The sequence below is a fragment of the Glutamicibacter sp. genome (assembly GCF_050701915.1).
Lineage (GTDB): Bacteria > Actinomycetota > Actinomycetes > Actinomycetales > Micrococcaceae > Glutamicibacter.
In genome coordinates, this window is record NZ_JBOGEG010000027.1 from 1 (window position 1) to 23,030 (window position 23,030).

Genomic DNA, 23,030 nt, shown 5'->3' on the forward strand with positions numbered 1-23,030 from the left:
ACCGGGTTCGGTTTGCCCGCCACTGCTGTCTTAAGCTGGAACAATGAACACCATGCATTCTCGCAAGCTCATTCTGATGCGCCACGCCAAAGCCGACTACCCGCTGGGCGTCGCGGATCACGACCGGCCGCTGGCAGCCCGCGGGCACCGCGAAGCTCCAGCCGCCGGAGCTTGGCTTGTGGAGAATGGCCTGATTCCGGACTACATCATCTGCTCCGACGCGCTGCGTGCGCGCTCCACCTGCGCCTGGGTGCTTTCCGAGCTCGGCGAGAAGGGTCCGACCCCCTACGTCGACTCGCGCATCTTCACCGCGGGTGTCTCGCAGCTGTGCTCCATCATCAATGAAGTTCCGGATACGGTCAGCAGCCTGCTGGTGATCGGGCACCAGCCGGTGCTCCAGGAATTGGCGCTGCGCTTGGCGGCCATGGACTCGGATGAAGAGGCCGTTTACGAGCTGGCGATGAACTATCCAACCCTGGGAACCACGGTGCTGGAAACCAAGCATCCGTACTCGCATCTGGATGCCCGTGATGCGCGCGTCACACATTTCATCGCACCTCGGCCTGCATGAGAGAAGTCTCATCAAGTTTTTTCTAATGCACTAGTCAGCCTGTAAATAAGCGATGATCTGCCTTTATGAGAAGCAGATGATAGGCCTCTCATCGAATACACCTCGTCGGCTCATGAACCGTTCACTTTCAGTTAACCATTGCTCGTTTCACTGGGAATTGTTGGCAGCACGGCCAGCACCGGGAAACCGCAACGGCGGGCCGGAAACAGTGAAAGAGGAACAGGGCAAATGGCCATCATCGCAGAATCGCTTCCAACGCAGACCCCCGCAGCGCGCAATGAAGTGCAGCCGCAGATCGATGCACAGCGCGCCCGCACCATCCGCGCCGCCTACACCACCCGCTTCGTCGCAGCCGAGCTGCAGCGCAATCCGCAAGATTTCGAGATCGTGCGCCGCGCGAACATGGTGCCACGTGCCGGCGACGTCGTGATTGCTGCCGTGACTGAGCTAGGCAAGCACACGCGCCTGCAGTCCCCGGTTTCCCGCCGCCAGCTGATGTTCGTCGGCCAGGAAATCATGGTTGCCTACGGCAACCGTTACGCACCAGACCAGTTCCTGGCCCATGTGCCGGATAACCTGGGTCCATGCCAGCTGGTTGCCGGCGGCGGCGTAGCCAGCGAAGTCATCGAACAGCACGCCTCGATCGATATGGCGACACAGCTCCAGCCGGCCGGCTTGCTGATGCGCCACGGCAAGGTCGTGAACCTGGCGGACTTCGCTCCACTGAGCATCGAGAACGAATCGCCGCGCGCAGCGCAGGTTGAAGCCCCGCGCCCGCCGGTGATCGCAGTACTGGGCACCTCGATGAACTCCGGCAAGTCCACCACCCTGGGGTGCCTGGTCAACGGACTGGTCAACTCCGGCATGGAAGTTGCCGCCGGCAAGGCTACCGGCACGGGTGCCGGCAATGACCCGAACCTGTTCACCGATGCCGGCGCCTTCAGCGTCTGCGACTTCACCGACTTCGGCTTCCCGACCACCTACCGCCTGGACTACGAAACCGTGCGCGACCTGCTGGTGGCGATGATCCGTGAGCAAAGCGCCACCGGCGCAGACGCAGTGGTCATCGAGATCGCCGACGGGCTGTTCCAGGGGGAAACTTCCCGCTTGCTGCTCGACCCGATCTTCGCCGAGCACGTAGACCGCGTGCTGTTCAGCGCCCAGGACGCCCTGGGCGCCCAGGCCGGCGAGCGCATCCTGCGCGAAGCAGGCCTGGACGTTGCCGCGGTTTCCGGGGTTCTCACGGCCTCCCCGCTGGCTGCGATGGAAGCGCAGGCGCAGCTGGCCACCCCGGTAATCGGCACCTTCGACCTGTGCCAGGCCGAGGTTGCCGCTGCCCTGCTGCCAACCCGCTAGGAGCCAAGATGCTGGACCAGAAGATCGCCGTTGCGCCGCCGGCGCAGCCTGGGCGCCTGCCGCCACTGGTAGCGCCCGGGCGGCGGATGCTCCTGGCCGGACTGCTCAGCCTGGGCATTCTCGCTGGACTGCTCTCGATTGCCATTGGCTGGCTGATCGGGCAGCTCTCGGCCAGCATCAGCCTGGGAGCTCTTGGCGCGGTATCGGGCTTGGTGGGATGCTTCTTCCTGGCCAAGTACGCTGAACGGGTGCTGGCCGAGAAGCTTGGCCAGCATTATGTGGCCCAGCTGCGCCGCGGGCTGGTCACCCACGCCTTGCGCAGTGCGCGCGGTCCGTCCATGGGCATCACCATTGCCCGTTCCACCAACGACCTGTCCTCGATCCGCAACTGGATTGTGCAGGGCATGGTCCCGCTGGTAGCCGGCTTGCCATTGCTGATTGTCAGCGGTGCGGGCCTGTGGTTCCTGCATCCGCTATTGGCCCTCAGCTTGGCCGCGACCCTGGTGCTCGAGTGCATCTTGCTGGCGGCCTTGGCCGGGGGAACTTTCCTGAGCGCCAGGACCCTGCGCCGGCACCGTGGAAGCCTGGCCTCGCGCATTGCCGATACCGTGGCCGCCCGTACCGCGATTGCGGCCGGCGGCGGCGTGGAGCGTGAAGTGCAAAGGGTGCAGGACTCTTCGCAGAAGGTGATCGATGCTTCGGTGCATCGCGCCCGGTTCGCCGCAGCCCTGCGTGGCGGGGCGCTGGCCATTCCGCTGTTGGGCACCGCGCTGGTTGTGGCGGCAGCCTCGATGGCGCAGCTTCCGCCAGCGGCCGTGGCGACCGCCCTGACGCTGATGGGAATTTGCGCGGGAACCCTGGGCGAGTGGGGCCGCGTGGTGGAATATCGGCAGAATTACAAGGCGGGCCGGCGAATTATCGCTCCGCTGCTGGCCGAGCAGGACCGCTGGCGGGCCCGCGAAGAATCCCCGGCAAGCACTCGCGATGCCAAGGAGCTGATGCTTCAGCCTTCCTCGGTGCGCATCCAGGTGCCTGCAGGGATGGCGGACCAGTTTTCCACGCTGCGGGCCCAGCCCGGCGAGCGAATTGCGCTGCGCGGAAGCCAGAGCCAATGCGCGGCGTTGCTTTCGGCCATCGCAACCGGCAGCCTGGTGCACGGTGCCGACCCGCAGGCCGGGGTATGGATCGCCGAGGGGCGCAGCGAGGACCTGCCTGCTACGGGCCGCCGCAAGCTCGTGGGCTCCGCATTGGAATCCATGGTTCCCGAGCGCGGAAGCGTCGCCCGTGCGCTGCGGTATCGCCATCCGGGCGCTTCGCTGCGCAAGGCCGTGGCGCTGGCTGAAACCTGCGGCTTGAAGATGGCCGATTTGCCCGGTGGAGAAGAGACCCGCTTGCGTCGAGGCGGTGAACCGCTGAGCTCCGGGCAGCAGGCGTCGTTGCTGGTGGCACGAGCGCTCTTGCGCGAACCGCCGTTGCTGGTGGTCGATTCGCTGCTGGCCCGCTTGCCTGATGACGCCTATGGCGACGTGGCCGAACTGCTCAACGGCTATCCCGGGGTGCTGCTCTTCAGCGCCGGACTGCCCGGCATCAGGGAAACCGCCAGCTGGGAAGCGCAGGCCTAGGAACCAGCTGCCGGCCGGGTAGCGCGAAGCCCATCCACGGTGAGCAGCACGGCACGCACCGTTTGCCCGCGATCCAGGCCGGTCTGCCCCGAGGCGCGCATCCGGGCGGTAAACAAGGCGGCACCGAAAATGCTGGTGGCTACCGATAGCTTCTGGTCCGGTTCGAGCACGACGAGGCGTTCGAGGACCTCGATGATCAGCCCGGTCACCTGCGTGTGCAGCGGGGTGTCGGCGAAGGCATTGGTGGTGTCCGCGCTCAGCTGCTCCTGCATCCACAGGTGGGCGAAGGATGGGTAGCTGGCCACGAAGTCCATGGAGAATTCCAGCATCTGTCTCAGCGCAAGGTAGGGGTCTTCCCCGGCTGCCGCTCGTGCCAGTTCGCCCATCAGCTTGTGCGCGCCGTAGCTGAGGATCTGGCTGACCAGCTCGTCTTTGGAGCCGAAGTTGTAGTAGACCGTGCCCTTGGAAACGCCGGCCGCGGCCGCGATCTCGTCCACCGAGACGGACTCGGGGGAGCGCGAACCGAGCAGCTGCATGGCCGCTTCGAAGAGCTTCTCCTTCGAATCCGTGGCCCGCACACGGCGGCGTTGGCCCGTTGGCGTCGTCATTCTTTCAGCTCCGGTTGCAGTGTCTTCAAGCTCCAGGTCTTGTTCTTGCGTACCGCAAGCATACTTAAGACTAGTCCAATGGCGGTGTAGAGCAGCAACGAGCCGGCAACCGATGGCAGCACTCCAAGATCCGCGCCGTACATCAGGTGGCGCATGCCGATCACCACATTGCTCATTGGCAGGATCCGGTGCAGCAGGTGCAGCGAATCAGGCAGGGTTTCCCAGGGGAAGGTGCCGCCGGAGGTGACCAGTTGCAGGACCATCAGTACCAGCACCACGAACTTTCCAGCGGTGCCCAGCAGCGCGAAGCAGCCTTGGATCAGCGCACTGAAGCACAGGGCAGAACAGGCCAGCAACGCCCAGATCAGCCATGGGTGGGCGGCATGCAGTCCCAGCCCGAAACGCACCACCGCGTAGAGCAGGCTGGTTTGCAGCACTGCGATGGCAGCGAACGGCAACCAGCCGCCGATGGAGATTTTCCAGTTGCTGCCGTTGGACGCCAGCGCGCGCTTGGTCATCGGCCGCATTACCTGGGTCAGGATCAGCACGCCGATAAAGGTCGCCAGGGTCATGAAGAAGGGGGCAAGTCCCTCGCCATAAGCCTGCGCTTCGGCCTGCTTGCTATTCGAGACGGCTACCGGATTGCCGATGACATCGGCCAGTTGCTCGCTGGTGGACTCATCGGGGTTCGGAACCTCCCCGGTGCCGTCCTTCAGCCCGGTGGCTAATTCATCTGAACCTTCTTGAAGGTCATGGGTCCCGTCCGAGAGTTCGCCGACACCATCGGAGAGCTGCACCAGTCCGTCGTGCAGGGATCCGGTGCCGGCGAGCAGCGTGCCGGCGCCCTGATCCAGCTGGCTTGCGCCGTCAGCCGCGTCGGTGGCGCCATTCAATGCGGCCTGCTGGCCCTCGGCCAGGGTCCTTGCCCCGGTGTTGGCATCGGCGGCACCGGAGGCGAGCTTCGCCGAGCCTTGGGCTGCCGAGTCGATGCCCTTCGCGAGTGCAGGCATGGCGTTATCCAGCGCCTTGGTGCCATCAGCAAGGGTGCCCAAGCCGGTGGCCAGTTGCTGGTTTCCTTCGGCTACCTGCGCCGATCCGTCGGCAAGGGTATGCAGCTGCGTTTGCAGGGTAGATAACTCGGTATTGACCTGGGTAACTTTGGTATCCAGGGCATTGCTGAGCGTGGAATTCTCCACGCTTTGGCTGACCGTGCCCTGGATGGAATCGGCCTGCTCCTGGGTGAGCGCGCCACTGCTGACCAACTGGTCCAGGCGCTGCTGCGTATCTTCCTTGACGCTATCCAGCTGCGTTTTGGTGTTGGCCTGCAGCTGGTCGATTACCGAGATGGCCTCATCTGCCGTGCTGGCCAATTGCTGATTGCCGTCTGCGACCTGCTGCGAACCGGCAGCCAGCTGATCGGCGGCCTCTTTGGCGCTGGCGGCGCCCTTGTCCAGCTTCGAGACGGAACCGGGAAGCGCTTTGGTCTGCGTCTTCAAGGTGTGCAGCCCATCGCTTAGCTCTTTGCTGCCGTCGGCCAGCTGCGCGGTGCCTTTGGCCAATTCGGCGCTGCCGTCGCGCAGCTGGGTTTGGCCGTCGACGAGTTGGCCCAACCCGCCGGATAGTTCGGCGGTGCCATTCTTCAGGGTTTTGGTGCCCGAGTTCAGCTCGGTGCTGCCATCCACCAGCTTGGTGGTGCCATCGGCCAAGGTGACGACGCCATCGCCGAGGCGCAGGGTGCCATCGTAGAGCTGCCCGGCGCCGTCTGCGGCTTCACCCATCGAATCGTGGATGTCCACGAATCCCGCGATCATCGCCGAAGCCGTTTCGGTTCCCACTTCCTGGGCGACCGAGGTGCGCACCGTGGTAGCCAGCGTTTTGGCGAAGTTGGAAACCATGAAGTTATTGGCGTCGTTGGTCAGCAGCTCGATATTGGCCTGTTCGGCATCATCGAAATCGCCCGGCGAGACCAGGGCCGCGGAAAAGTCCTCGGGCAGGATCAGCGCAAATGCGTATTCGCCGGTGGCCACGGCCTGCTCGGCTTCCGTCTTGGAATCCAGGTGCGCCCAGCTGAAGGTGCCGTCATCTTCCAATTCCTCGACGACGTCGTCGCCCACTCGGGTTTTCTCGCCGTCTTGCTCGGCGCCTTCATCCAGATTGACCACGGCGGCCGTGACCTTGTCGAGGTTTCCCTGGGGATCCCAGTTGGCGTAGAGGTAGAGCGCGCCATAGAGCAGCGGAACGCAGGTGACCGCGATCAACGCCAGTTTGGGCAAGGTGCCGCGGCTCATCCGCTTGAGCTCGGAGAGGGCAAGTCGCAAAGTTGTCATGGGCTATTCCTTTGCTTCGCACTGAACAGCGTCAGCAAGTTCGTCGGCTGGGAGGAAGATGTCGTGGTTTTCCGGGATGAGCTCGTTCGTGGGCAGGGAATCCAGGCCCAGATCGAGTTCTTCTTGGATGTACCCGGTGGATGGATCGGCCAGCTGGAGCGCTGCGGGTTCCGGGGCAGCGTCTTGCCCAGTTTGCTGGTCCCAGTGCTGAGGCGGCCGGCTGACGATTGCCAGGACTGCGAATTCCCGATGCGAGGAAGCGAAATCCTCCAGGGTCTCAAGCCAATGCTCGTCTTCCAGGTCATGCCGGTCAGGCGAATCGACGATGAGCAATTCAAGACGGGGATTTTCGGCAGCCAGCAGGAGCTGGAGCTCGAAGAGGCGGCCTGGATCGATGGCATCGATCCAGCAGCTGGCGATGTCGCCGAATCCATGCTGCGCCATCCATTTCCTGGCGCCGGGCTTGCGCCAGCTTGGCCCGGGGATCAATCCCAGGTCTTCTGCGACAAGATCGCGAACCTTCAAGTGGGATTCGGGTTCATTGATCCCCGGCGAATCGACCAGGGCGCTGTGCTTGCGCAGGGATCGCAGCTTCGGATCCGCGTTCCAAGCCACCGTTCCGGAGCTGGGTTCCATGCGCCCGCTCAGTACGAGGGCCAGCGCGGTTCGGGAAATCTGCGGCTCGGCAACGAGCAGCTGCAGTTCACCTCTTTGCAGTTGCACGGAGGTGGGCGCCACGAGCTGGTCGTGGCGCCCCTTGACGGTAATGGAATCTGCGGTAAGCACAGTTAAAGACTAATTGAACTGACCGGTCAGTTCAATTAGTGAAAAGATTCCTTTAATCACTACTAGACGTAAAGCGTTTGATGCCTTTTGATGGTTGTTGGGCAGGACACAAAAATGCGGGGCGGCGTTCAGGAGCAGTTAACGGAGCTCTGCTTACCTTGAAGTCTGGCCCATGCACGCGGCAGGGCCGCCGCTGCTTGAATATCTACCTAGGGAATAAAATGATCAATAGACGTCCCACTCGCATCGCTGCCGCGGTGCTGGGAACCGCGCTTGCGGTTTCGAGTTTCTCGGTGGCGCACGCCGACACGGCCGAAATCACCCCCATCGAGCAGATCCAGGGAACCGGCGACAGCTCACCCATGGCTGGCCAGGACGCAACCGTGCGCGGTGTAGTCACCGGAGCCTATGCCGACGGCGGATTCCGCGGCTTCTATGTGCAAAGCGCCGGCAGTGGCGTAGACGCCTCGAGCCAGGCGAGCTCGGCGATCTTCGTTTACGCGCCGGACGAGGTTTCCTCGGTGAGCGTCGGCGACCACGTCCAGGTTTCTGGCGAAGTTTCTGAATACTATGGCTTGACCCAGCTCAAAGCCGGCAGCGTCGAGGTACTCGATGAGCCAGCGCAAAGCGTCAAGCCGCTGGCGATTTCGCTGCCGAGCGGCGATGCCGAGCGCGAGCGCTTTGAATCCATGCTGATCGAACCGCAGGGCGAGTTCACCGTCTCGGATAACTACTCGCTGAACCAGTACGGCGAGCTGAGCCTAGCCATGGGCACCAGCGAAATACTGCCCGGCGAACGGCTGCTGCGCCAGCCAACCGATGTCTTCCGGCCGGGCAGCGCCGAAGCAGAGGCCCTCGCCGCGGAAAACGAACAGCGCTCGATCGCGGTCGATGACGGTGCCACGCTGAACTTCGCCACCAACAAAAACAAGCAGATCGCTCTGCCATACATCGATGCGCAGCAGCGCGTCACCGTAGGCGCTGACGCATCCTTCATCGCACCGGTCATCTTGGATTACCGCTACGACAAGTGGCGTTTGCAGCCGCAGGGCCAGGTGGTCGGCGCCGACGATGCCGATATCGCAGTGAACTTCGAGCAGCTCGAAAGCGATGCTCCGCAAGAGGTGGGCGGCAATGTCAGCGTCGGCAGCTTCAACGTGCTGAATTACTTCACCACCACCGGCGACATGCTCGATGGGTGTTCGTACTACACCGACCGCGAAGGCAACCCGATCAACGTCCGCGGCGGATGCGATGCGCGCGGTGCGGCGAGTGCTGAAAGCTTCGAGCGCCAGCAGTCCAAGATCGTTGCCGCACTGGGCAAGTTCACCGCAGATGTGGTGGTCCTGGAAGAAATTGAGAACTCTGCGCGCTTCGGCCAGAACCGCGATGCTGCCCTGGCTAACTTGGTCAACGAGCTGAACGAGGAAGCTGGGCAGGAGGTCTGGAGCTACGTCCCGACCCCATCGGTGGTGCCCGCTGACGAGGATGTTATCCGCACCGCGATCATCTACCGCGACAAGGCGGTGAAGCCAATCGACGAGTCGGTCATCCTCGACGATCCAGCATTCGTGAACGCCCGCGATCCACTGGCCCAGGCCTTCCAGCGTGTCGGCGGAAACCAGAACACCCGCTTCCTGGTCGTTGCCAACCACTTCAAGTCCAAGGGCTCGGATCCTGCTGACGGATCGGGCAATGCCGACAGCGGCGATGGCCAAGGCGCCTGGAATGAAGCCCGCGTTGGCCAGGCGGAAGCCCTGGTTGGCTTCGCGGATGAGCTGAAGGAATCGCGCAACACCGACAAGGTGCTGCTGGCAGGGGACTTCAACTCCTATTCGGCTGAAGACCCGATGCAGGTCCTGGTCGAAGCCGGCTACGTGGACCTCGGCGCCGCAGCCGATTCCCAGAGCTACCTCTACGACGGCTTGGTGGGCTCGCTGGACCACATCTTCGCCTCGAAGGAGCTGGCGGGCAAGGTGACTGGAGAAGACATCTGGAATATCAACGCCATCGAATCCGTGGGCTACGAATATAGCCGCTACAACAACAACATCACTAACCTGTTCACGGCTGACCAGTACCGCTCCTCGGATCATGATCCGGTGCTCGTCGGACTGCAGCTGGATAAGAAAAACTGACTTATCCCAATGAGCGGCTGGCCAGGCACTCTTCTTTCCTGAAGGGCCCCTGGCCAGCTTCTTTTAACCCTCTTCAGGGATCCTAAATAGGTGCTGGCTGCCCGTGAGCGACTTCTTGGGGAGAAAAGGCTTGACAGAAAACTTCCATCGTGGAGAATTGTTGGAGAAGATTTGTGAGAGCGCTCACAAAATGTTTGGCAGAGTCGCTTTCATCGTTTCAGGCATCCAGGAAATCCCAGTGGTTTTCTTTTTTGCCGCATTTTGAGAGCGCTCTCAAAACTTGTCGGCGCTCACCCGCTCGCACGATTCATATCCGAAATGGAGTCACCGTGAAACCCTCACGCAAATCCCCACTGGCACTGGCCGCGGTCGTTGCCGGAAGCATCGCACTGGTAGCAACCGGCTGCGCAGCCGACGCAAGCAAGGATGCCCAGCCGGCCTCGGCCGATAACCCGGTCACCCTGACCGTGACCACCTTCGGCACCCAGGGACTGGACCCGTTGTACGAAAAGTACGAGAAGGAAAACCCTGGAATCACCATCGAAGCCACCAACATTGACACCGGTGGCAATGCACTGACCGACTGGAAGACCAAGCAGGCCGCCGGCGCTGGCTTGCCAGATGTCCAGGCCGTGGAAGAAGGCTGGCTGGGCCAGGTGATGACGGTTTCCGATTCCTTCGCCGATCTGCGTGAATACGGCGCTGACGAGGTTTCCGGCGACTGGGTTGACTGGAAGGTCAAGCAAGCCACCGATCCAGATGGCCGAATCATCGGCTACGGAACAGACATCGGCCCCATGGGCATCTGCTACAACGTCAAGCTCTTCAAGGACGCTGGCATGCCAAGCGAGCGCGAAGAAGTCGCTGAGCTGCTCGGCGGCGACGACGCAACCTGGGAGGACTTCTTCAAGGCAGGCGAAGAGTACGCGAAGAAGTCCGGCAAGGCCTTCTACGACCAGTCCGGTTTCGTCTGGAACGCCATGGTCAATCAGCTCGACGAGGGCTACTACAAGGCTGACGGATCACTGAATATCGATGGCAACACCGAGCTGCGCGAGCGCTGGAACCTGCTCTCCGATGCCGCGTCCAAGGGCTTGTCTGCCAACCAGACCCAGTGGGACTGGGGCAAGGGCCAGGCCTTCGTTGATGGTTCCTTCGCTGTCATGCCTTGCCCCGGATGGATGCTGGGCAACGTCAAGGGCAAGGTTGTCAGTGCAGGCGGGGACTCCAGCGCAGGCTGGGACTTCGCAGACGTCTTCCCGGGCGGCCCGGCCAACTGGGGCGGCTCGTTCTTGACCGTGCCGACTACCTCGGAGCACCCGGCCGAGGCAGCCAAGCTGGCCCAGTACCTGACCACTGCCAGCTCGCAGGCCACCGCTTTCGAGCAAGCCGGTGCCTTCCCATCGAACCTGGAAGCGCAGAAGTCCGATGCAGTGACCGGGGCGAACGAGATGAGCGAATTCTTCAATAACGCGCCGGTGGGCGAAATCCTGGGCAACCGCGCCGACGGTGTCCAGGCCCAGTACAAGGGCCCGCAGGATTCGGTCATCCAGGAGCAGGTCTTCGGCCCGGCAATCAAGGCAATCGACGCTGGCAGCGACAGCGAGACCGCCTGGACCAAGGCCCTCTCCACCCTGCAGGAACTGGAAATCAAGTAATCCCGTAGCCCGCTTCCATTCCAGGCAAGGGCCGCGGCACGCAACGAGGTTGCGGCCCTTGCCTGGTCAGCTACTGCAGCAGGAAAGATGCCACTGATGAGCACCACAACACACGATGCCCCGGAACAAGACCGGGATGCCAGCGCGCCCAGCCCGCAGCCCCGGCACTGGAACAAGGGGCGCAATGCCCCGGCCGGGGGTAAGCCGGCGCAGACCAGGGATGAGCGCAAGATGCGCCGCCGGCACCTGCGCGGGCAGTGGGATTTCAAGTACTCCCCATACCTCTACATCTCGCCATTCTTCATCCTCTTCGGCCTGGTGGGCCTGTTCCCCCTGATCTACACGTTCGTGGTCTCGATCAATGACTGGGATCTGCTCGGCGGAGCAGGAGCCTGGATCGGCCTGGAAAACTACAAAGCCGAACTGACCTCTCCGCTGTTCTGGAATTCCCTGTTCAACACCTTCAGCATCTTCCTGCTTTCGGCCATCCCGCAGCTGGTGATCGCGACGTTCATCGCGGCCATGCTGGATCAGAACCTCCGCGCCAAGACCTTCTGGCGCATGAGCGTGCTGGTTCCCTACGTGGTCACCCCTGTGGCCGTCACCCTGATTTTCTCCTCGGCCTTCGACGAGCAGTATGGTGTGCTGAACAACCTGCTGGCCGCCGTGAATCTTGACCCGATCGCTTGGAAGACCGATGTCTTCCCGTCGCATGTGGCCATTGCGACCATGGTGAACTGGCGCTGGACCGGCTACAACGCGCTGATCCTGCTGGCCGCCATGCAGGCGGTGCCACGCGAACTGCATGAATCGGCGGCAATCGACGGCGCCGGCGCGATCCGCCGCTTCTTCTCGATTACCCTGCCCAGCATCCGCCCCACGATGATCTTCGTGATCATCACTGCCACTATCGGCGGCCTGCAGATCTTCACCGAACCCAAGCTATTCAACCCCAGCAGCTCGGTTCCCGGCGGCCCTGACCGCCAGTACCAGACAACGGTGCTCTACCTCTGGGACCTGGCGTTCAATCGCGGGGACTTCGGGCGCGCCTCGGCCGTGGCCTGGATCCTCTTCCTGATCATCATCGTGATCGGCGTGATCAATTTCCTGGTCTCCGGCTCCATCGCTTCCTCGGCCGACAAGAAGGGCGCGGGCATCACCGGCAGAACCCGAGCGGCACGTCGTGCAGCTGCCCGGGCCGAAGCCAAAGCAGCAAAGCCGGCCAACGGAACGCAGAGCGGAAGTGCAACAAATGAGTAATGCAACAGTGGAACGCCCCGCGCTCCAGGCCAGTGCGCCCAAGCGCCGCGGCAAGAACTTCTCCATGGACCGCCGTCCGGGCTTCCTGACCTACGGAATCCTGCTGGCCTTCCTCGTCGGCAGCACCTACCCGCTGTGGTACTCCTTCATGATCGGTTCCTCCACCGGTGCGGTGTTCGCCTCGGCGTACCCGCCGCTGCTGCCAGGCGGCCAGTTCTGGACCAATGTCGCCGAAGTCCTGGACTCCGTCGATTTCTGGGCGGCACTGGGCAACAGCATCATCGTCTCCTCGGTGATCACCTTCTCGGTGGTTTCCTTCTCCACCTTGGCAGGCTACGCCTTCGCCAAACTGCGCTTCCGCGGGCGCCAGGGCCTGCTGGTCTTCGTGATCGCCACCTTGGCCGTGCCCACCCAGCTGGGCATCATCCCGATGTTCATGATGATGAAGCAATTCGGCTGGACCGGCTCGCTGGGAGCCATCATCATCCCGACCCTGGTCACCGCCTTCGGCGTATTCTTCATGCGCCAGTACCTGGTGGAGAACATCCCCGATGAACTGATTGAGGCCGCCCGCGTGGATGGCGCCTCCATGATCGGCACCTTCTGGCACGTCGGCGTTCCAGCGGCTCGCCCCGCAATGGCGATCCTGTCGCTGTTCACCTTCATGACCGCGTGGACCGACTACCTGTGGCCAATGCTGGTGGCCCCGCAGAATCCAACCTTGCAGGTGGCGTTGAGCCAACTGCAGTCTGCCCGATATGTTGACTACACCATCGTGATGACCGGGGCCCTGATGGCCACGATCCCGCTGCTGGTGCTCTTCATACTTGCAGGCAAACAACTTGTATCCGGAATTATGGCAGGAGCTGTAAAGGGCTAATGATGAACCACCTATCCCAAAAATTCGCGTGGCCTAAGGAATTCTTGTGGGGCTCGGCTACCGCAGCAGCGCAGATTGAAGGCGCCGGCCATTCCTACGGCAAGGAAGATTCTGTCTGGGACGCCTTCGCCCGCAAGGAAGGGGCCATCGCAGGCGGGGAGAACCTCGAAGTCGCAGTGGACCACTACCACCGCTACCGCGAAGATGTGCAGCTCATGCGCGAACTGGGCCTGGACTCCTACCGTTTCTCCACCAGCTGGGCTCGCGTGGTCCCCGGGGGCCGCACCGTGAACCCCGAAGGCCTGGACTTCTACTCCCGGCTGGTCGATGAGCTGCTGGAAAATGGCATCCTGCCGTGGCTGACGCTCTACCACTGGGATCTGCCGCAGGCATTGGAAGAGCGCGGTGGATGGACCAACCGCGAGACCTCGTACAAGTTCCTCGAATACGCGGAGGCGGTGCATGAAAAGCTCGGCGACCGCGTGAAGCACTGGACGACTTTCAACGAACCGCTGTGCTCTTCGCTGATTGGCTACGCCGCCGGCGAGCATGCCCCGGGACGCCAAGAACCGGAAGCGGCGCTGGCAGCGGTGCACCACCAGCATCTGGCTCACGGGCTGGCCGCCGCCCGCCTGCGCGAACTAGGCGCCGAGCATATCGGCATCACGCTGAACCTGACCAATGCGGTCCCGGACAATCCCGGCGATCCGGTGGATCTGGAAGCAGCGCGCCGCATCGACGCATTGTGGAACCGCATGTATCTGGACCCTATCCTGCGCGGCTCCTACCCGGAAGACCTGCTTGAAGATGTCCGGGGATTGGGGCTGGCAGAGGTCATTGAACCAGGGGACCTGGAGATCATCTCGCAGCCAATCGACTTCCTGGGCGTGAATCACTACCACGATGACAATGTTTCAGGCCATCCGCTGCCAGCCGGCCAGCCGGAGCCCGTAGTACCTACCGATTCGCCAAAGTCCTCGCCTTTTGTCGGCAGCGAGTACGTGACCTTCCCGGCACGCGACCTGCCGCGCACGGCCATGGGCTGGGAAGTGAATCCTGAAGGGCTGCGTGTGCTGTTGAACCGGCTGAACCAGGACTACGTTAACCTTCCGTCGCTGTACATCACGGAGAATGGCGCTTCCTACACCGATACGCTGACGGAAGCCGGAACCGTTGAAGATGCCGAACGCGAGGAATACATCCTCAACCACCTGGATGCCGTGGCCCGCGCGATTGAAGATGGCGTGGATGTCCGTGGCTACTTCGTCTGGTCCTTGCTGGACAATTTCGAATGGGCTTGGGGCTACGCGAAGCGCTTTGGCATCATCCATGTCGATTACCAGACCCAGGTGCGAACGATAAAGAATAGTGGCAAGACCTACGCAGGGTTGATTGCTGCAAACCGTACAATGGCATAACACCTGAGCATGATGGTCCGCAGCCTGCCTTTGGTGCTGCGGACCATCATCGTGTTACAACGACGGACTACTACAAGGCACCTGGGTACAGATCATGATCATGCACGAAGCGCGCAGCCCGAAACCGACCCTCGAGTTGGTGGCAGAACGCGCCGGTGTCTCACGGGCCACGGTCTCACGTGTAGTCAATGGCTCGGACCGGGTGAAGCCAGGGGCACGCAAGGCTGTCGAATTGGCTATCCGCGAATTGAACTATGTGCCTAACCGTGCCGCCCGTTCCCTGGCGCAGGGCCGGACCAATTCCATCGCCTTGGTAGTTCCCGAGAATACCGCGAAGTTCTTCGCCGACCCGTACTTCGCCAAGGTCGTCCAGGGAGCTGCCCAGTACTTGGCCGATACCGAATTCATGCTCACCTTGCTGCTGTCCACCGAAGCGGATCCGGTGAAAACCACCCGTTACCTGCAAGGCAGCAATGTGGATGGCGCGCTGGTGCTCTCGCACCACGCGGATGACCGTTCCTATGCGGATCTCGGAACCGTGTTGCCCATGGTTTACGGCGGACGCACCATGAGCACTGACCAAAAAGACATTTATGTTGTCGACATCGACAACATTGCCGCCGCCAGGCAAGCGACTGAGGTCATCATTGGCCAGGGGCGCACCAAGCTGGCAATTATTGCCGGGCCACAGGACATGGGCGCGGGACTAGACCGTTTGGTGGGATTCAAGCAGGCAGTTGAACGCGCGGGCCTTCAGCCTGCGGCTATTGAGATCGGCGACTTCACCCCGGCCAGCGGACGGCGCATCATGCAGCAACTGCTGGACGCGGATGTTGCGGTAGACGGCCTGTTTGCCGCCAGTGCCCAGATGGGATTCGGAGCCTTGCAGGCGCTGGGGGAAGCCGGCGTGAAAGTTCCTGAAGACATTTCGGTAACTTCCGTTGATGATGACTCTTTCGCGCGAAGCTCGACCCCGCCGTTGACGACCATCGCGCAGAACCCGGAGCGCCAGGGCGAAATCATGGCGGAACTGTTGATCAAACGCATCAACGGGGAACAGGTTCCCGAGTGGAGCATCATGGACACCAAATTGGTGTTGCGCGCTTCGCACTAGTTCCCTGCGGAGCCACCGCCGTTCTGCGCCGGGAGTTAACAAAAAATTCCCACTCGAATGAGTGGGAATTTCCAGTTTGTGCGCCCAAAGGGATTCGAACCCCTGACCTTCTGTTCCGTAGACAGACGCTCTATCCAGCTGAGCTATGGGCGCATATTCATTTCTTAGCCGTCTTGACGACTTGAATAACTTTACACGAGATTTTCCGGGAGCAAGAACCAAAACAGCAAAAAGTGCCGTGTTTCACAAAATAACTAGTCGACTCGGAAATCACTGGGATTGGAAACCGATTAATCGTGCAAGATCGCTTGGTAGAGATTGTGGTCCTGCCAGCGCCCTTCGATCTCCAGGTAGTTGGGCGCCATGCCAATTCGGACGAAGCCGTTCTTTAAAAGAACGCGCTGCGATCCGTAGTTGTGGGGGAGTGCGCTGGCCTCCAGCCGGTGCAGGCCAAGATCGTTGAGCGCTACGGTGCGCAATGCGGCCACTGCCCGGGAAGCCAGGCCCCGCCCGGTGTGCTCATGATCGATCCAGTAGCCCAGGCTGGCGCTTTGAAATGCGCCACGGGCCACTGCGCTGATATTAAAGCGTCCGATGAGCGCATCCCGTTCGAAGAGCCCGAAGGGAAAGGCCAATCCGCTTCGGCGCGCTTCTGAGGTGGCTGCGAGGATCGCGGCTTGCCGCGCCTCGGTGAAGAACTCTGCGGGGCGTGCCGGTTCCCAGGGCTCCAGGTGCTTTCGATTGCGCTGGTAGGACTCGGCGACTTGCTTTGCGTCGGCAATTTCTAGCAGTCGCAGGCTGAGTTGGCCCTCTAGAACAAGCTGTGTCATTGAGCAATCCTTTTGGGGAAACAAAAAATTCCCACTCGAATGAGTGGGAATTTTTCAGTTTGTGCGCCCAAAGGGATTCGAACCCCTGACCTTCTGTTCCGTAGACAGACGCTCTATCCAGCTGAGCTATGGGCGCATATTCTTTTGTCTGGCTCGTTCTCACGAACCTCGAATAACTATACAGGTCGATTTCGCACTGTACAAATCGACGGGCAAAGCTAGTGCGGTTAGATGAACAGAAGGTTATGTGAAGACGTTGAAAGGGTACCGGTATACGTGACCTTCGTCACATAATCAGGTTAATTTGATGAGGCTGACCCCCGGAATTTCGGGAATTTTTTCTTTCTGGCCCTCGGGGTTTCACTTTCATGAGGTTTCGATCACACGGCGCCGGGGCCGAGCACCCAATAGCCTTGATTTATTGCAAGTTCAGCCCAATGGAGGGAATGGATAATGAGCACGAGCTCGGATCAGAACGTTATCAACGCAGCACCTACTTCGCATGAGAAGTTGGCATCCTGGGTTGAGGAAGTTGCCGCACTGACGAAGCCGGATCGTGTTTATTGGGTTGATGGGTCAGCTGAAGAAAATGATCGCCTGACTGCCGAGCTGGTTGAAGCCGGCACCTTGGTCAAGCTGACCGATCCGAACTTCCCTAACTCTTACGCTGGTTTCTCGGACCCCAAGGATGTGGCCCGAGTCGAAGAGCGCACCTTCATCTGCTCCGAAAAGGAAGAAGACGCAGGCTTCACCAATAATTGGGAAGACCCAACCAAGATGAAGTCCATGCTCAGCGGACTGTTCGATGGCTCGATGCGTGGACGTACCATGTACGTCATCCCATTCGTCATGGGCCCGCTGAATGCGGAAGTACCTGCCTACGGCGTGGAAATCACCGATTCCGCCTACGTTGTTGCCTCGATGCGCATCATGGCCAAGATCGGCAATGAAGTGCTGCGCAAGATGGAAGCCGAGAACGCATTCTTCGTTCCAGCACTGCACTCGGTAGGTGCACCTCTGGAGCCAGGCCAGGAAGATGTTGCCTGGCCATGCAACGAAGACAAGTGGATCGTGCACTTCCCTGAAGAGCGCGCCATCATGTCCTACGGTTCGGGCTACGGCGGCAACGCGCTGCTGGGCAAGAAGTGCTACTCGCTGCGCATCGCCTCGGCAATGGCCCGCGATGAAGGCTGGCTCGCAGAGCACATGCTCATCCTGAAGCTGACCAGCCCGCAGAACAAGTCCTACCATATTGCCGCAGCATTCCCATCGGCATGCGGCAAGACCAACCTGGCGCTGCTGGATCCAACCATTGAAGGCTGGAAGACCGAGACCCTGGGCGATGACATCAACTGGATGCGCATCGGCAAGGACGGCGAGCTGCGCGGCGTTAACCCTGAATACGGCCTGTTCGGCGTGGCTCCTGGCACCGGCTGGTCCACCAACCCGAACGCGATGCGCGCCATCTCCAAGGGCAACAATATCTTCACCAACGTTGCGCTGACCGATGAGGGCGGCGTCTGGTGGGAAGGCATGACCGACGAGGCTCCTGCGCACCTGATCGACTGGTTGGGCAACGACTGGACTCCTGAGTCCGAACGTCCTGCAGCGCACCCCAACTCGCGCTTCTGCACCCCGATCGACCAGGTCGACATGCTTTCCGAGGACTACTACTCGCCTAATGGCGTGAAAATCGATGCGATCCTCTTCGGCGGCCGCCGCAAGACCACCATCCCGCTGGTGACCGAAGCCCGCAGCTGGACCAACGGCATCTTCATGGGTTCGACCCTGTCCTCTGAGACCACCGCAGCCGCTGCAGGTGCGACCGGAGTGATTCGCCGTGACCCGATGGCCATGCTTCCATTCATCGGCTACAACGCAGGCGACTACCTGAACCACTGGGACAAGATCTCGGACAAGCTCAACCCGGAGCAGATGCCGAAGATCTTCCTGGTCAACTGGTTCCGCCGCACGGCTGACGGTGGCTTCGCATGGCCAGGGTTCGGCGACAATTCGCGTGTGCTCAAGTGGGCTATCGAGCGTATCGAAGGCACCGCGGACGCCCGTGAAACCATCATTGGCAACGTCCCAACCGGCGAGTCCCTGGACCTGACCGGCCTTGAAGGGTTCACCCCAGCCGACGTTGAAGCAGCAGTAGCTGTCAACAAGGATGAATGGGCCACCGAAGTCGAAGGCATCGAAGAGTGGTACGCCAAGTTCGGCGACGCGCTGCCCGCTTCGTTGCGTGCAGAGCTCGACGGCTTGAAGGCCCGCCTGAACGCGTAGTTGACTTGGATCTCCAGTAGATCCGCACATGAGAACGCCCCGGTTACTGGAATTCCAGTCACCGGGGCGTTCTCGTGCGCCAGAAAGGAATTGTCACAATCTGGGTACAGTTTCCACACGCCGAGGCAAAGTGGGTGCAAAATCAACTATTTATGAAAAGATTGCTCTATGGTTTTGGCACGATTGATTCTCGGGCTGCTGTGCTTGTCGCCCATGACTGGCTACGAGCTCAAGAAGCACTTTGACTCCTCTATTAACCACTTCTGGAACGCAGACAAGGCGCAGATCTATCGCACTTTGGCGCAGCTGGTGGACAAGGGGTATGCCACCGTGCGCACCGTCGCGCAGTCGAATTACCCTGACCGCCAAGAACACCACATCACTGAAACAGGGCGTGCGGCACTGGCCCAGTGGCTTTCTGCTGGGGCGGTACAGTCTCCCGAGCGAGATCCCTTCATGGGGCAGGTGTTCTTCGCCGCCGAACTCGAGCGCGATGATATCCAGAGCTTGCTGGAGGAACGCCGCCAAGCCACGCAGTTCATCCTCGATGACTACCTCTCCCAGCGCGAAGGCATTGACATGCGTGCCGCTGCGGACCGTCGCAGCTTCCTGATGGCTGCCACACTTGACCATGCAATCCGACAACAAGCCGCGGAGCTGGAATGGCTCGACGCGGTATTGGAGTACTTGCCATGACTGCAGCCAAAGACCAGAACAAGACCCCTGCAAGCGGTGCCGCGCGCGATGCCACCGATTATCCGGAAGTGCATCCCGGGCGGCATCACGATGGCCAACGCTCGATGCAGACCCTGGTCTTCCTCCACGGCGGAAACGTCGGCAACTGGAGCTGGGACCCGCAGGTTCTGGCCTTTGGCGACTACAACATCCTGACTCTTCACCTGCCGGCCTTTGGCGCCCGGTTCGAGGAGACCTGGGAAGGCCTGGAATCCGCCGCCGATGATGTCGCAGCCTTGATCGCCGACGAGGTTTCCGAAGGCGGCGTGCACCTGGTTGGCATTTCCCTGGGAGGCGTGATCGCCTTGCACGTGGCCGCGCGGCATCCGGAACTCGTTGACTCCGTGCTAATTACCGGCACTCCGGTGACCGGCGTAGGCCAGGCAGCCAGGGCTTTCCAGCGGATGCAGCTCAAGCTCATCGGCAGCGAGTGGTTCTGGCGTTTCCAGGCTGGCGCCTACGGCATGGTGGATGATGAGCGCGAGCTGTTCGCCGAGCATGGCGTGAAGCTCAAAGCCGAGAACATGCGGGCCATCATGGACGAGATGGACCCGGGCGGATTGCCGGAGAAGCTCGACTCCTACCAGGGCCCGGTGCTGGCCCTCGTTGGAGCCAAGGAGCCGAAGGTTGTGCAGAAATCCTTTGAGGCGCTGCGTGCAAGGCTTCCGCAGGTGATCACGCGCGTGGTTCCGGGCATGCACCACCAATGGAACATCGAGAACCCGATCCTGTTCAACTCGGTGCTGCGCAAGTGGATTTCCGATACGGGCCTGCATCAGATCCTGGTTGATCCGCAGGCTGCGAAACCCGCACGCGGCGCGAAGGCAGCGCCAGTGGAACAGGCTGCTGAAGCTCCGGCGAATCAGGGCCGGGAAGCCGGAGAGCCGACGCCGACTGTTCAAGAATCCGGGCAGAAGAAGCCTGGCAGGTTCACCGGGAAAATCGATCCTCGAAAGCTGGAGGCGAAGAAGTTCGATTTAAAGAAGAAGGCACCGCAACAGGGCGGCAAGCCGGAAAGCCCCGCGGACACCGGAAAATAGAGGCAAAAAAGTGCTGCAGGTGGATTCCCCATGGATCCACCTGCAGCACCGCTGCGCAACCTGGATGCTAGGCGGCGAGCCATACATCCGGGCCGAAGACTTCATAGTGGATGCGCTCGGCGGGGATGCCGGCTTCCAGCGCCTGGTTGCGCACTGCATGCATGAATGGCAGCGGGCCGCACAGGTAGACCTGGGCATTCTCGGTCAGTGCGCCGGTGAGGTCCATGTAGCCGGACTTGGCGTTCAGCCCCTCCGGCAATTCGCCACGTTCGAACCAGGTGCTGATGGTGGCTTCTGGCAGCTTGCCGATGGATTCGAGCATCTGCTCGCGCAATGGCCAGGCGGTGACCACCTGGTCTGCGTGCAGCACGGTGACCTTGCGGGTGGAGCCGCGTGCGGCCAAGGTCTGCAACGCGGCCGCGCTCGGGGTGCAGCCGATGCCGGCGGTGGCGATCACCAGCGGCGAGCCGTCGTTATCGATGACCAGGTCGCCGTACGGATTCGATAGCTCCACCACGTCGCCCAGCTGCAGGTCATTGTGGATCACAGGGGAGAACTCGCCGTTCACATCCAGCTTGATGGTGACGGTGCGGCGGTTGGCCTGCTCGATGTCGCTGCTCAAAGTGTACTGGCGAACCTGGCGGAGGCCGTCGGCCATGGGCATGCGGACCGAAACGAACTGGCCCGGCTTGGCGAGGGTGGCTGGGGTTTCGTCAGCCGGCTCGAAGCTGAAGCAGACCGAATCAACGCCGGTTTCGGTGCGCTCGACGAGCTTCCACGGGGTGTAGATCTCGGCATTGGCCTGCTGTGCGTACAAGCCCTTCTCGATCTTGATCAGCGCGTGGGCCATCAGCCAGTAGACCTCGGTCCAGGCATCGGCGATCTCCGGGGTCAGTGCATCGCCCAGGTCCTCGGCGATGGCGTCGAAGAGGTGCTTGTAGACGATGGGGTACTGCTCCTCGGCGACACCGAGGGAAGTGTGCTTGTGGGCTACGCGGGCGAGCATGGTTTCCGGGGTGGTGCCCGGGTGCTTGACCAGGTAGGTTGCGAAGACTGCGATGGATCCCGCCAAGGCCTGCTGCTGGGTGCCGTTCTTCTGGTTGGAGCGGGAGAAGATTCCGTCGAGCAGTTCCGGGTGCGCGGTGAACAGGCGGTTGTAGAAGTTCGGGGTAATGCTGGAAATGCGCTCTGCGATGATTGGCAACGTGGCTTCAATGACCGGGAAGGACTTGGTGGACAGCATCGGGTCTCCTTGAGGGTAGGCGATAACTTGTATCTGAAATACAAGATTTATGATTCATTTCTACGCCCAGTAGAAAAGGATTGCAAATCCACCGGCCGGCATTCGCAGCATCAGTGAGCGATGCCACCCCGGGGCCGAAGGGGAATCAGGAAAGGTTGCGCACCGTCGGGAAGGGGAGCGCCTTGACCGGCATCGCGGATGATGTCGGGCAGATGTCCTGGATGGTCAGTGGATCCAGTGACGCGTAAAAAGATTCACGCGCCTGCCGGAAGACCGCCCGCAAGCGGCAGTTGCCCGAGAGCGGGCAATTGGATTGCGCGTCATGGTCGGAGCAATCCACGATATCGGTGCGCTTGTCCAATTTGCGCAACAGGCCGCCGAGGGAAAAACGCAACGCTTCGGTGCTCAGCGTCGCGCCGCCGTTGCGGCCGCGAGTGACCTGCAGAATCCCCAGCGTGCGCAGTTCCAGGACGGCCTTGGCAACGTGGTTGTAGGGAACCCCGACGGAATCGGCGATCTCGCGGCTGGTCAGTTGCCCGGTGCCGGGCGTTGCCAGAACCATGATGGTCCGCAAGCACACGTCGGTGAAGGCACTGAGTTTCATGATTCCTACTTTACGTGCGAAAAGCATTTCGGGGTCAGCATAGTGACTATGCTGACCCCGAAACCTCCAGGTGCGGTCTAGAGCGCGTTAGCCCAAATGGCTTCCGCCGACTCCGCTGCCGGCTCGTCAAAGATCCATTCGCCGCCTGGCTCTGCAGGCATGGTGTACGGCTGCACGATGGCCAAGGCCGCACCGACGCGGTGTTCGGCAACAATGTGGATGGCGTCCTGGTCATTTTCCTGGAGCAGCACGTCCGAGGCGACGGCAATCGCCTGGAAGTGGGTGCCCTGCTGGTTCAGCACCTGCATCAAGTCCGAAACCATGGCTTCGGTGTCGATGTCGGCTTCCGGATCCTCAGGATCATCCGTTGGCGGAACAGCGATCAAGCGCAGCTCCGGCTCGTCTTCCTCTTCCTTCGGCTCCAGCGCGATCGCAAACGGCAGGAACACGCCCTGCTCTTCGAGCTGTTCGCGGGCTACGCCCAGGGCGGTGCCCAAGACCTTGTTCAGCGCGTCCTTGACGCCCTCGTCCAGTTCTTCGAGGTTCATGTCTTC

The 23,030-nt window shown here is 61.4% G+C and carries 20 protein-coding genes and 2 tRNA genes; 13 read left to right on the forward strand and 9 right to left on the reverse strand.

Going from position 1 to position 23,030, the window contains the following annotated elements:
- Positions 1 to 43 precede the first annotated feature (43 nt).
- The 3 genes from ACRDT3_RS14225 (at position 44) to ACRDT3_RS14235 (ending at position 3,549) form a co-directional block, all read left to right on the forward strand.
- A complete protein-coding gene (locus ACRDT3_RS14225; protein WP_431493599.1) occupies positions 44 to 571 on the forward strand; it encodes a SixA phosphatase family protein in 528 nt (175 codons plus the stop codon).
- A 228-nt stretch (positions 572 to 799) separates the two neighbouring features.
- Positions 800 to 1,927 (forward strand): DUF1611 domain-containing protein, encoded by a 1,128-nt coding sequence (locus ACRDT3_RS14230; protein ID WP_431493600.1) that lies wholly within the window; start codon positions 800 to 802, stop codon positions 1,925 to 1,927.
- Positions 1,928 to 1,935: 8 nt separating this feature from the next.
- A complete protein-coding gene (locus ACRDT3_RS14235; protein WP_431493601.1) occupies positions 1,936 to 3,549 on the forward strand; it encodes an ABC transporter transmembrane domain-containing protein in 1,614 nt (537 codons plus the stop codon).
- On the opposite strand, the gene ACRDT3_RS14240 is transcribed toward ACRDT3_RS14235, so the two are convergent.
- From ACRDT3_RS14240 to ACRDT3_RS14250, 3 genes are read right to left on the reverse strand one after another with little or no spacing between them, the layout of a single operon-like run.
- Positions 3,546 to 4,157, reverse strand: a complete 612-nt coding sequence (locus ACRDT3_RS14240) for a TetR/AcrR family transcriptional regulator (protein ID WP_431493602.1) — start codon at positions 4,155 to 4,157, stop codon at positions 3,546 to 3,548. The two genes, ACRDT3_RS14235 and ACRDT3_RS14240, sit on opposite strands and share 4 nt — an antisense overlap.
- Positions 4,154 to 6,484, reverse strand: a complete 2,331-nt coding sequence (locus tag ACRDT3_RS14245) for a YhgE/Pip family protein (protein ID WP_431493603.1) — start codon at positions 6,482 to 6,484, stop codon at positions 4,154 to 4,156. The genes ACRDT3_RS14240 and ACRDT3_RS14245 overlap by 4 nt, the downstream gene beginning before the upstream one ends.
- A gap of 3 nt (positions 6,485 to 6,487) precedes the next feature.
- On the reverse strand, positions 6,488 to 7,270 hold the full coding sequence (locus ACRDT3_RS14250) for an ABC transporter ATP-binding protein (protein ID WP_431493604.1): 783 nt from the start codon (positions 7,268 to 7,270) through the stop codon (positions 6,488 to 6,490).
- 221 nt (positions 7,271 to 7,491) lie between these two features.
- Here ACRDT3_RS14250 and ACRDT3_RS14255 point away from each other — a divergent pair, with 221 nt between their 5' ends.
- From ACRDT3_RS14255 to ACRDT3_RS14285, 7 genes are all read left to right on the forward strand, one after another.
- A complete protein-coding gene (locus ACRDT3_RS14255; RefSeq protein WP_431493605.1) occupies positions 7,492 to 9,408 on the forward strand; it encodes an ExeM/NucH family extracellular endonuclease in 1,917 nt (638 codons plus the stop codon).
- A gap of 103 nt (positions 9,409 to 9,511) precedes the next feature.
- Positions 9,512 to 9,673: a hypothetical protein gene (locus ACRDT3_RS14260; RefSeq protein WP_431493606.1), complete on the forward strand. Its 162-nt coding sequence runs from the start codon at positions 9,512 to 9,514 to the stop codon at positions 9,671 to 9,673.
- Between the two features lie 64 nt (positions 9,674 to 9,737).
- Positions 9,738 to 11,066: an ABC transporter substrate-binding protein gene (locus tag ACRDT3_RS14265; protein ID WP_431493607.1), complete on the forward strand. Its 1,329-nt coding sequence runs from the start codon at positions 9,738 to 9,740 to the stop codon at positions 11,064 to 11,066.
- A 96-nt stretch (positions 11,067 to 11,162) separates the two neighbouring features.
- Positions 11,163 to 12,326, forward strand: a complete 1,164-nt coding sequence (locus ACRDT3_RS14270; RefSeq protein ID WP_431493608.1) for a carbohydrate ABC transporter permease — start codon at positions 11,163 to 11,165, stop codon at positions 12,324 to 12,326.
- On the forward strand, positions 12,319 to 13,206 hold the full coding sequence (locus ACRDT3_RS14275) for a carbohydrate ABC transporter permease (protein WP_431493609.1): 888 nt from the start codon (positions 12,319 to 12,321) through the stop codon (positions 13,204 to 13,206). The genes ACRDT3_RS14270 and ACRDT3_RS14275 overlap by 8 nt, the downstream gene beginning before the upstream one ends.
- Entirely contained in the window at positions 13,206 to 14,624 is a 1,419-nt protein-coding gene (locus tag ACRDT3_RS14280) for a GH1 family beta-glucosidase (RefSeq protein ID WP_431493610.1), read from the forward strand. The genes ACRDT3_RS14275 and ACRDT3_RS14280 overlap by 1 nt, the downstream gene beginning before the upstream one ends.
- Before the next feature lie 94 nt (positions 14,625 to 14,718).
- Entirely contained in the window at positions 14,719 to 15,738 is a 1,020-nt protein-coding gene (locus tag ACRDT3_RS14285) for a LacI family DNA-binding transcriptional regulator (protein ID WP_431493611.1), read from the forward strand.
- Between the two features lie 79 nt (positions 15,739 to 15,817).
- On the opposite strand, the gene ACRDT3_RS14290 is transcribed toward ACRDT3_RS14285, so the two are convergent.
- The 3 genes from ACRDT3_RS14290 to ACRDT3_RS14300 form a co-directional block, all read right to left on the reverse strand.
- A tRNA-Arg gene (locus tag ACRDT3_RS14290) sits at positions 15,818 to 15,891 on the reverse strand.
- A gap of 137 nt (positions 15,892 to 16,028) precedes the next feature.
- Complete coding sequence (locus ACRDT3_RS14295; RefSeq protein ID WP_431493612.1) at positions 16,029 to 16,568, reverse strand: GNAT family N-acetyltransferase; 540 nt, start codon at positions 16,566 to 16,568, stop codon at positions 16,029 to 16,031.
- A 62-nt stretch (positions 16,569 to 16,630) separates the two neighbouring features.
- Positions 16,631 to 16,704 (reverse strand) — tRNA-Arg (locus tag ACRDT3_RS14300).
- A 317-nt stretch (positions 16,705 to 17,021) separates the two neighbouring features.
- Here ACRDT3_RS14300 and ACRDT3_RS14305 point away from each other — a divergent pair.
- The 3 genes from ACRDT3_RS14305 (at position 17,022) to ACRDT3_RS14315 (ending at position 20,629) form a co-directional block, all read left to right on the forward strand.
- The gene (locus ACRDT3_RS14305) at positions 17,022 to 18,854 is read left to right on the forward strand and encodes a phosphoenolpyruvate carboxykinase (GTP) (RefSeq protein ID WP_431493613.1); all 1,833 of its coding nucleotides are present in this window, start codon (positions 17,022 to 17,024) and stop codon (positions 18,852 to 18,854) included.
- A 168-nt stretch (positions 18,855 to 19,022) separates the two neighbouring features.
- Positions 19,023 to 19,550: a PadR family transcriptional regulator gene (locus ACRDT3_RS14310; RefSeq protein ID WP_105658806.1), complete on the forward strand. Its 528-nt coding sequence runs from the start codon at positions 19,023 to 19,025 to the stop codon at positions 19,548 to 19,550.
- Complete coding sequence (locus ACRDT3_RS14315) at positions 19,547 to 20,629, forward strand: alpha/beta fold hydrolase (protein ID WP_431493614.1); 1,083 nt, start codon at positions 19,547 to 19,549, stop codon at positions 20,627 to 20,629. The genes ACRDT3_RS14310 and ACRDT3_RS14315 overlap by 4 nt, the downstream gene beginning before the upstream one ends.
- Before the next feature lie 67 nt (positions 20,630 to 20,696).
- Here the strand turns inward: ACRDT3_RS14315 and ACRDT3_RS14320 are convergent, their stop codons facing one another.
- From ACRDT3_RS14320 to ACRDT3_RS14330, 3 genes are all read right to left on the reverse strand, one after another.
- Complete coding sequence (locus tag ACRDT3_RS14320; RefSeq protein ID WP_431493615.1) at positions 20,697 to 21,872, reverse strand: globin domain-containing protein; 1,176 nt, start codon at positions 21,870 to 21,872, stop codon at positions 20,697 to 20,699.
- 145 nt (positions 21,873 to 22,017) lie between these two features.
- On the reverse strand, positions 22,018 to 22,476 hold the full coding sequence (locus ACRDT3_RS14325; protein WP_431493616.1) for an RrF2 family transcriptional regulator: 459 nt from the start codon (positions 22,474 to 22,476) through the stop codon (positions 22,018 to 22,020).
- A 77-nt stretch (positions 22,477 to 22,553) separates the two neighbouring features.
- Positions 22,554 to 23,024: a hypothetical protein gene (locus ACRDT3_RS14330; protein ID WP_431493617.1), complete on the reverse strand. Its 471-nt coding sequence runs from the start codon at positions 23,022 to 23,024 to the stop codon at positions 22,554 to 22,556.
- Positions 23,025 to 23,030: the final 6 nt, after the last annotated feature.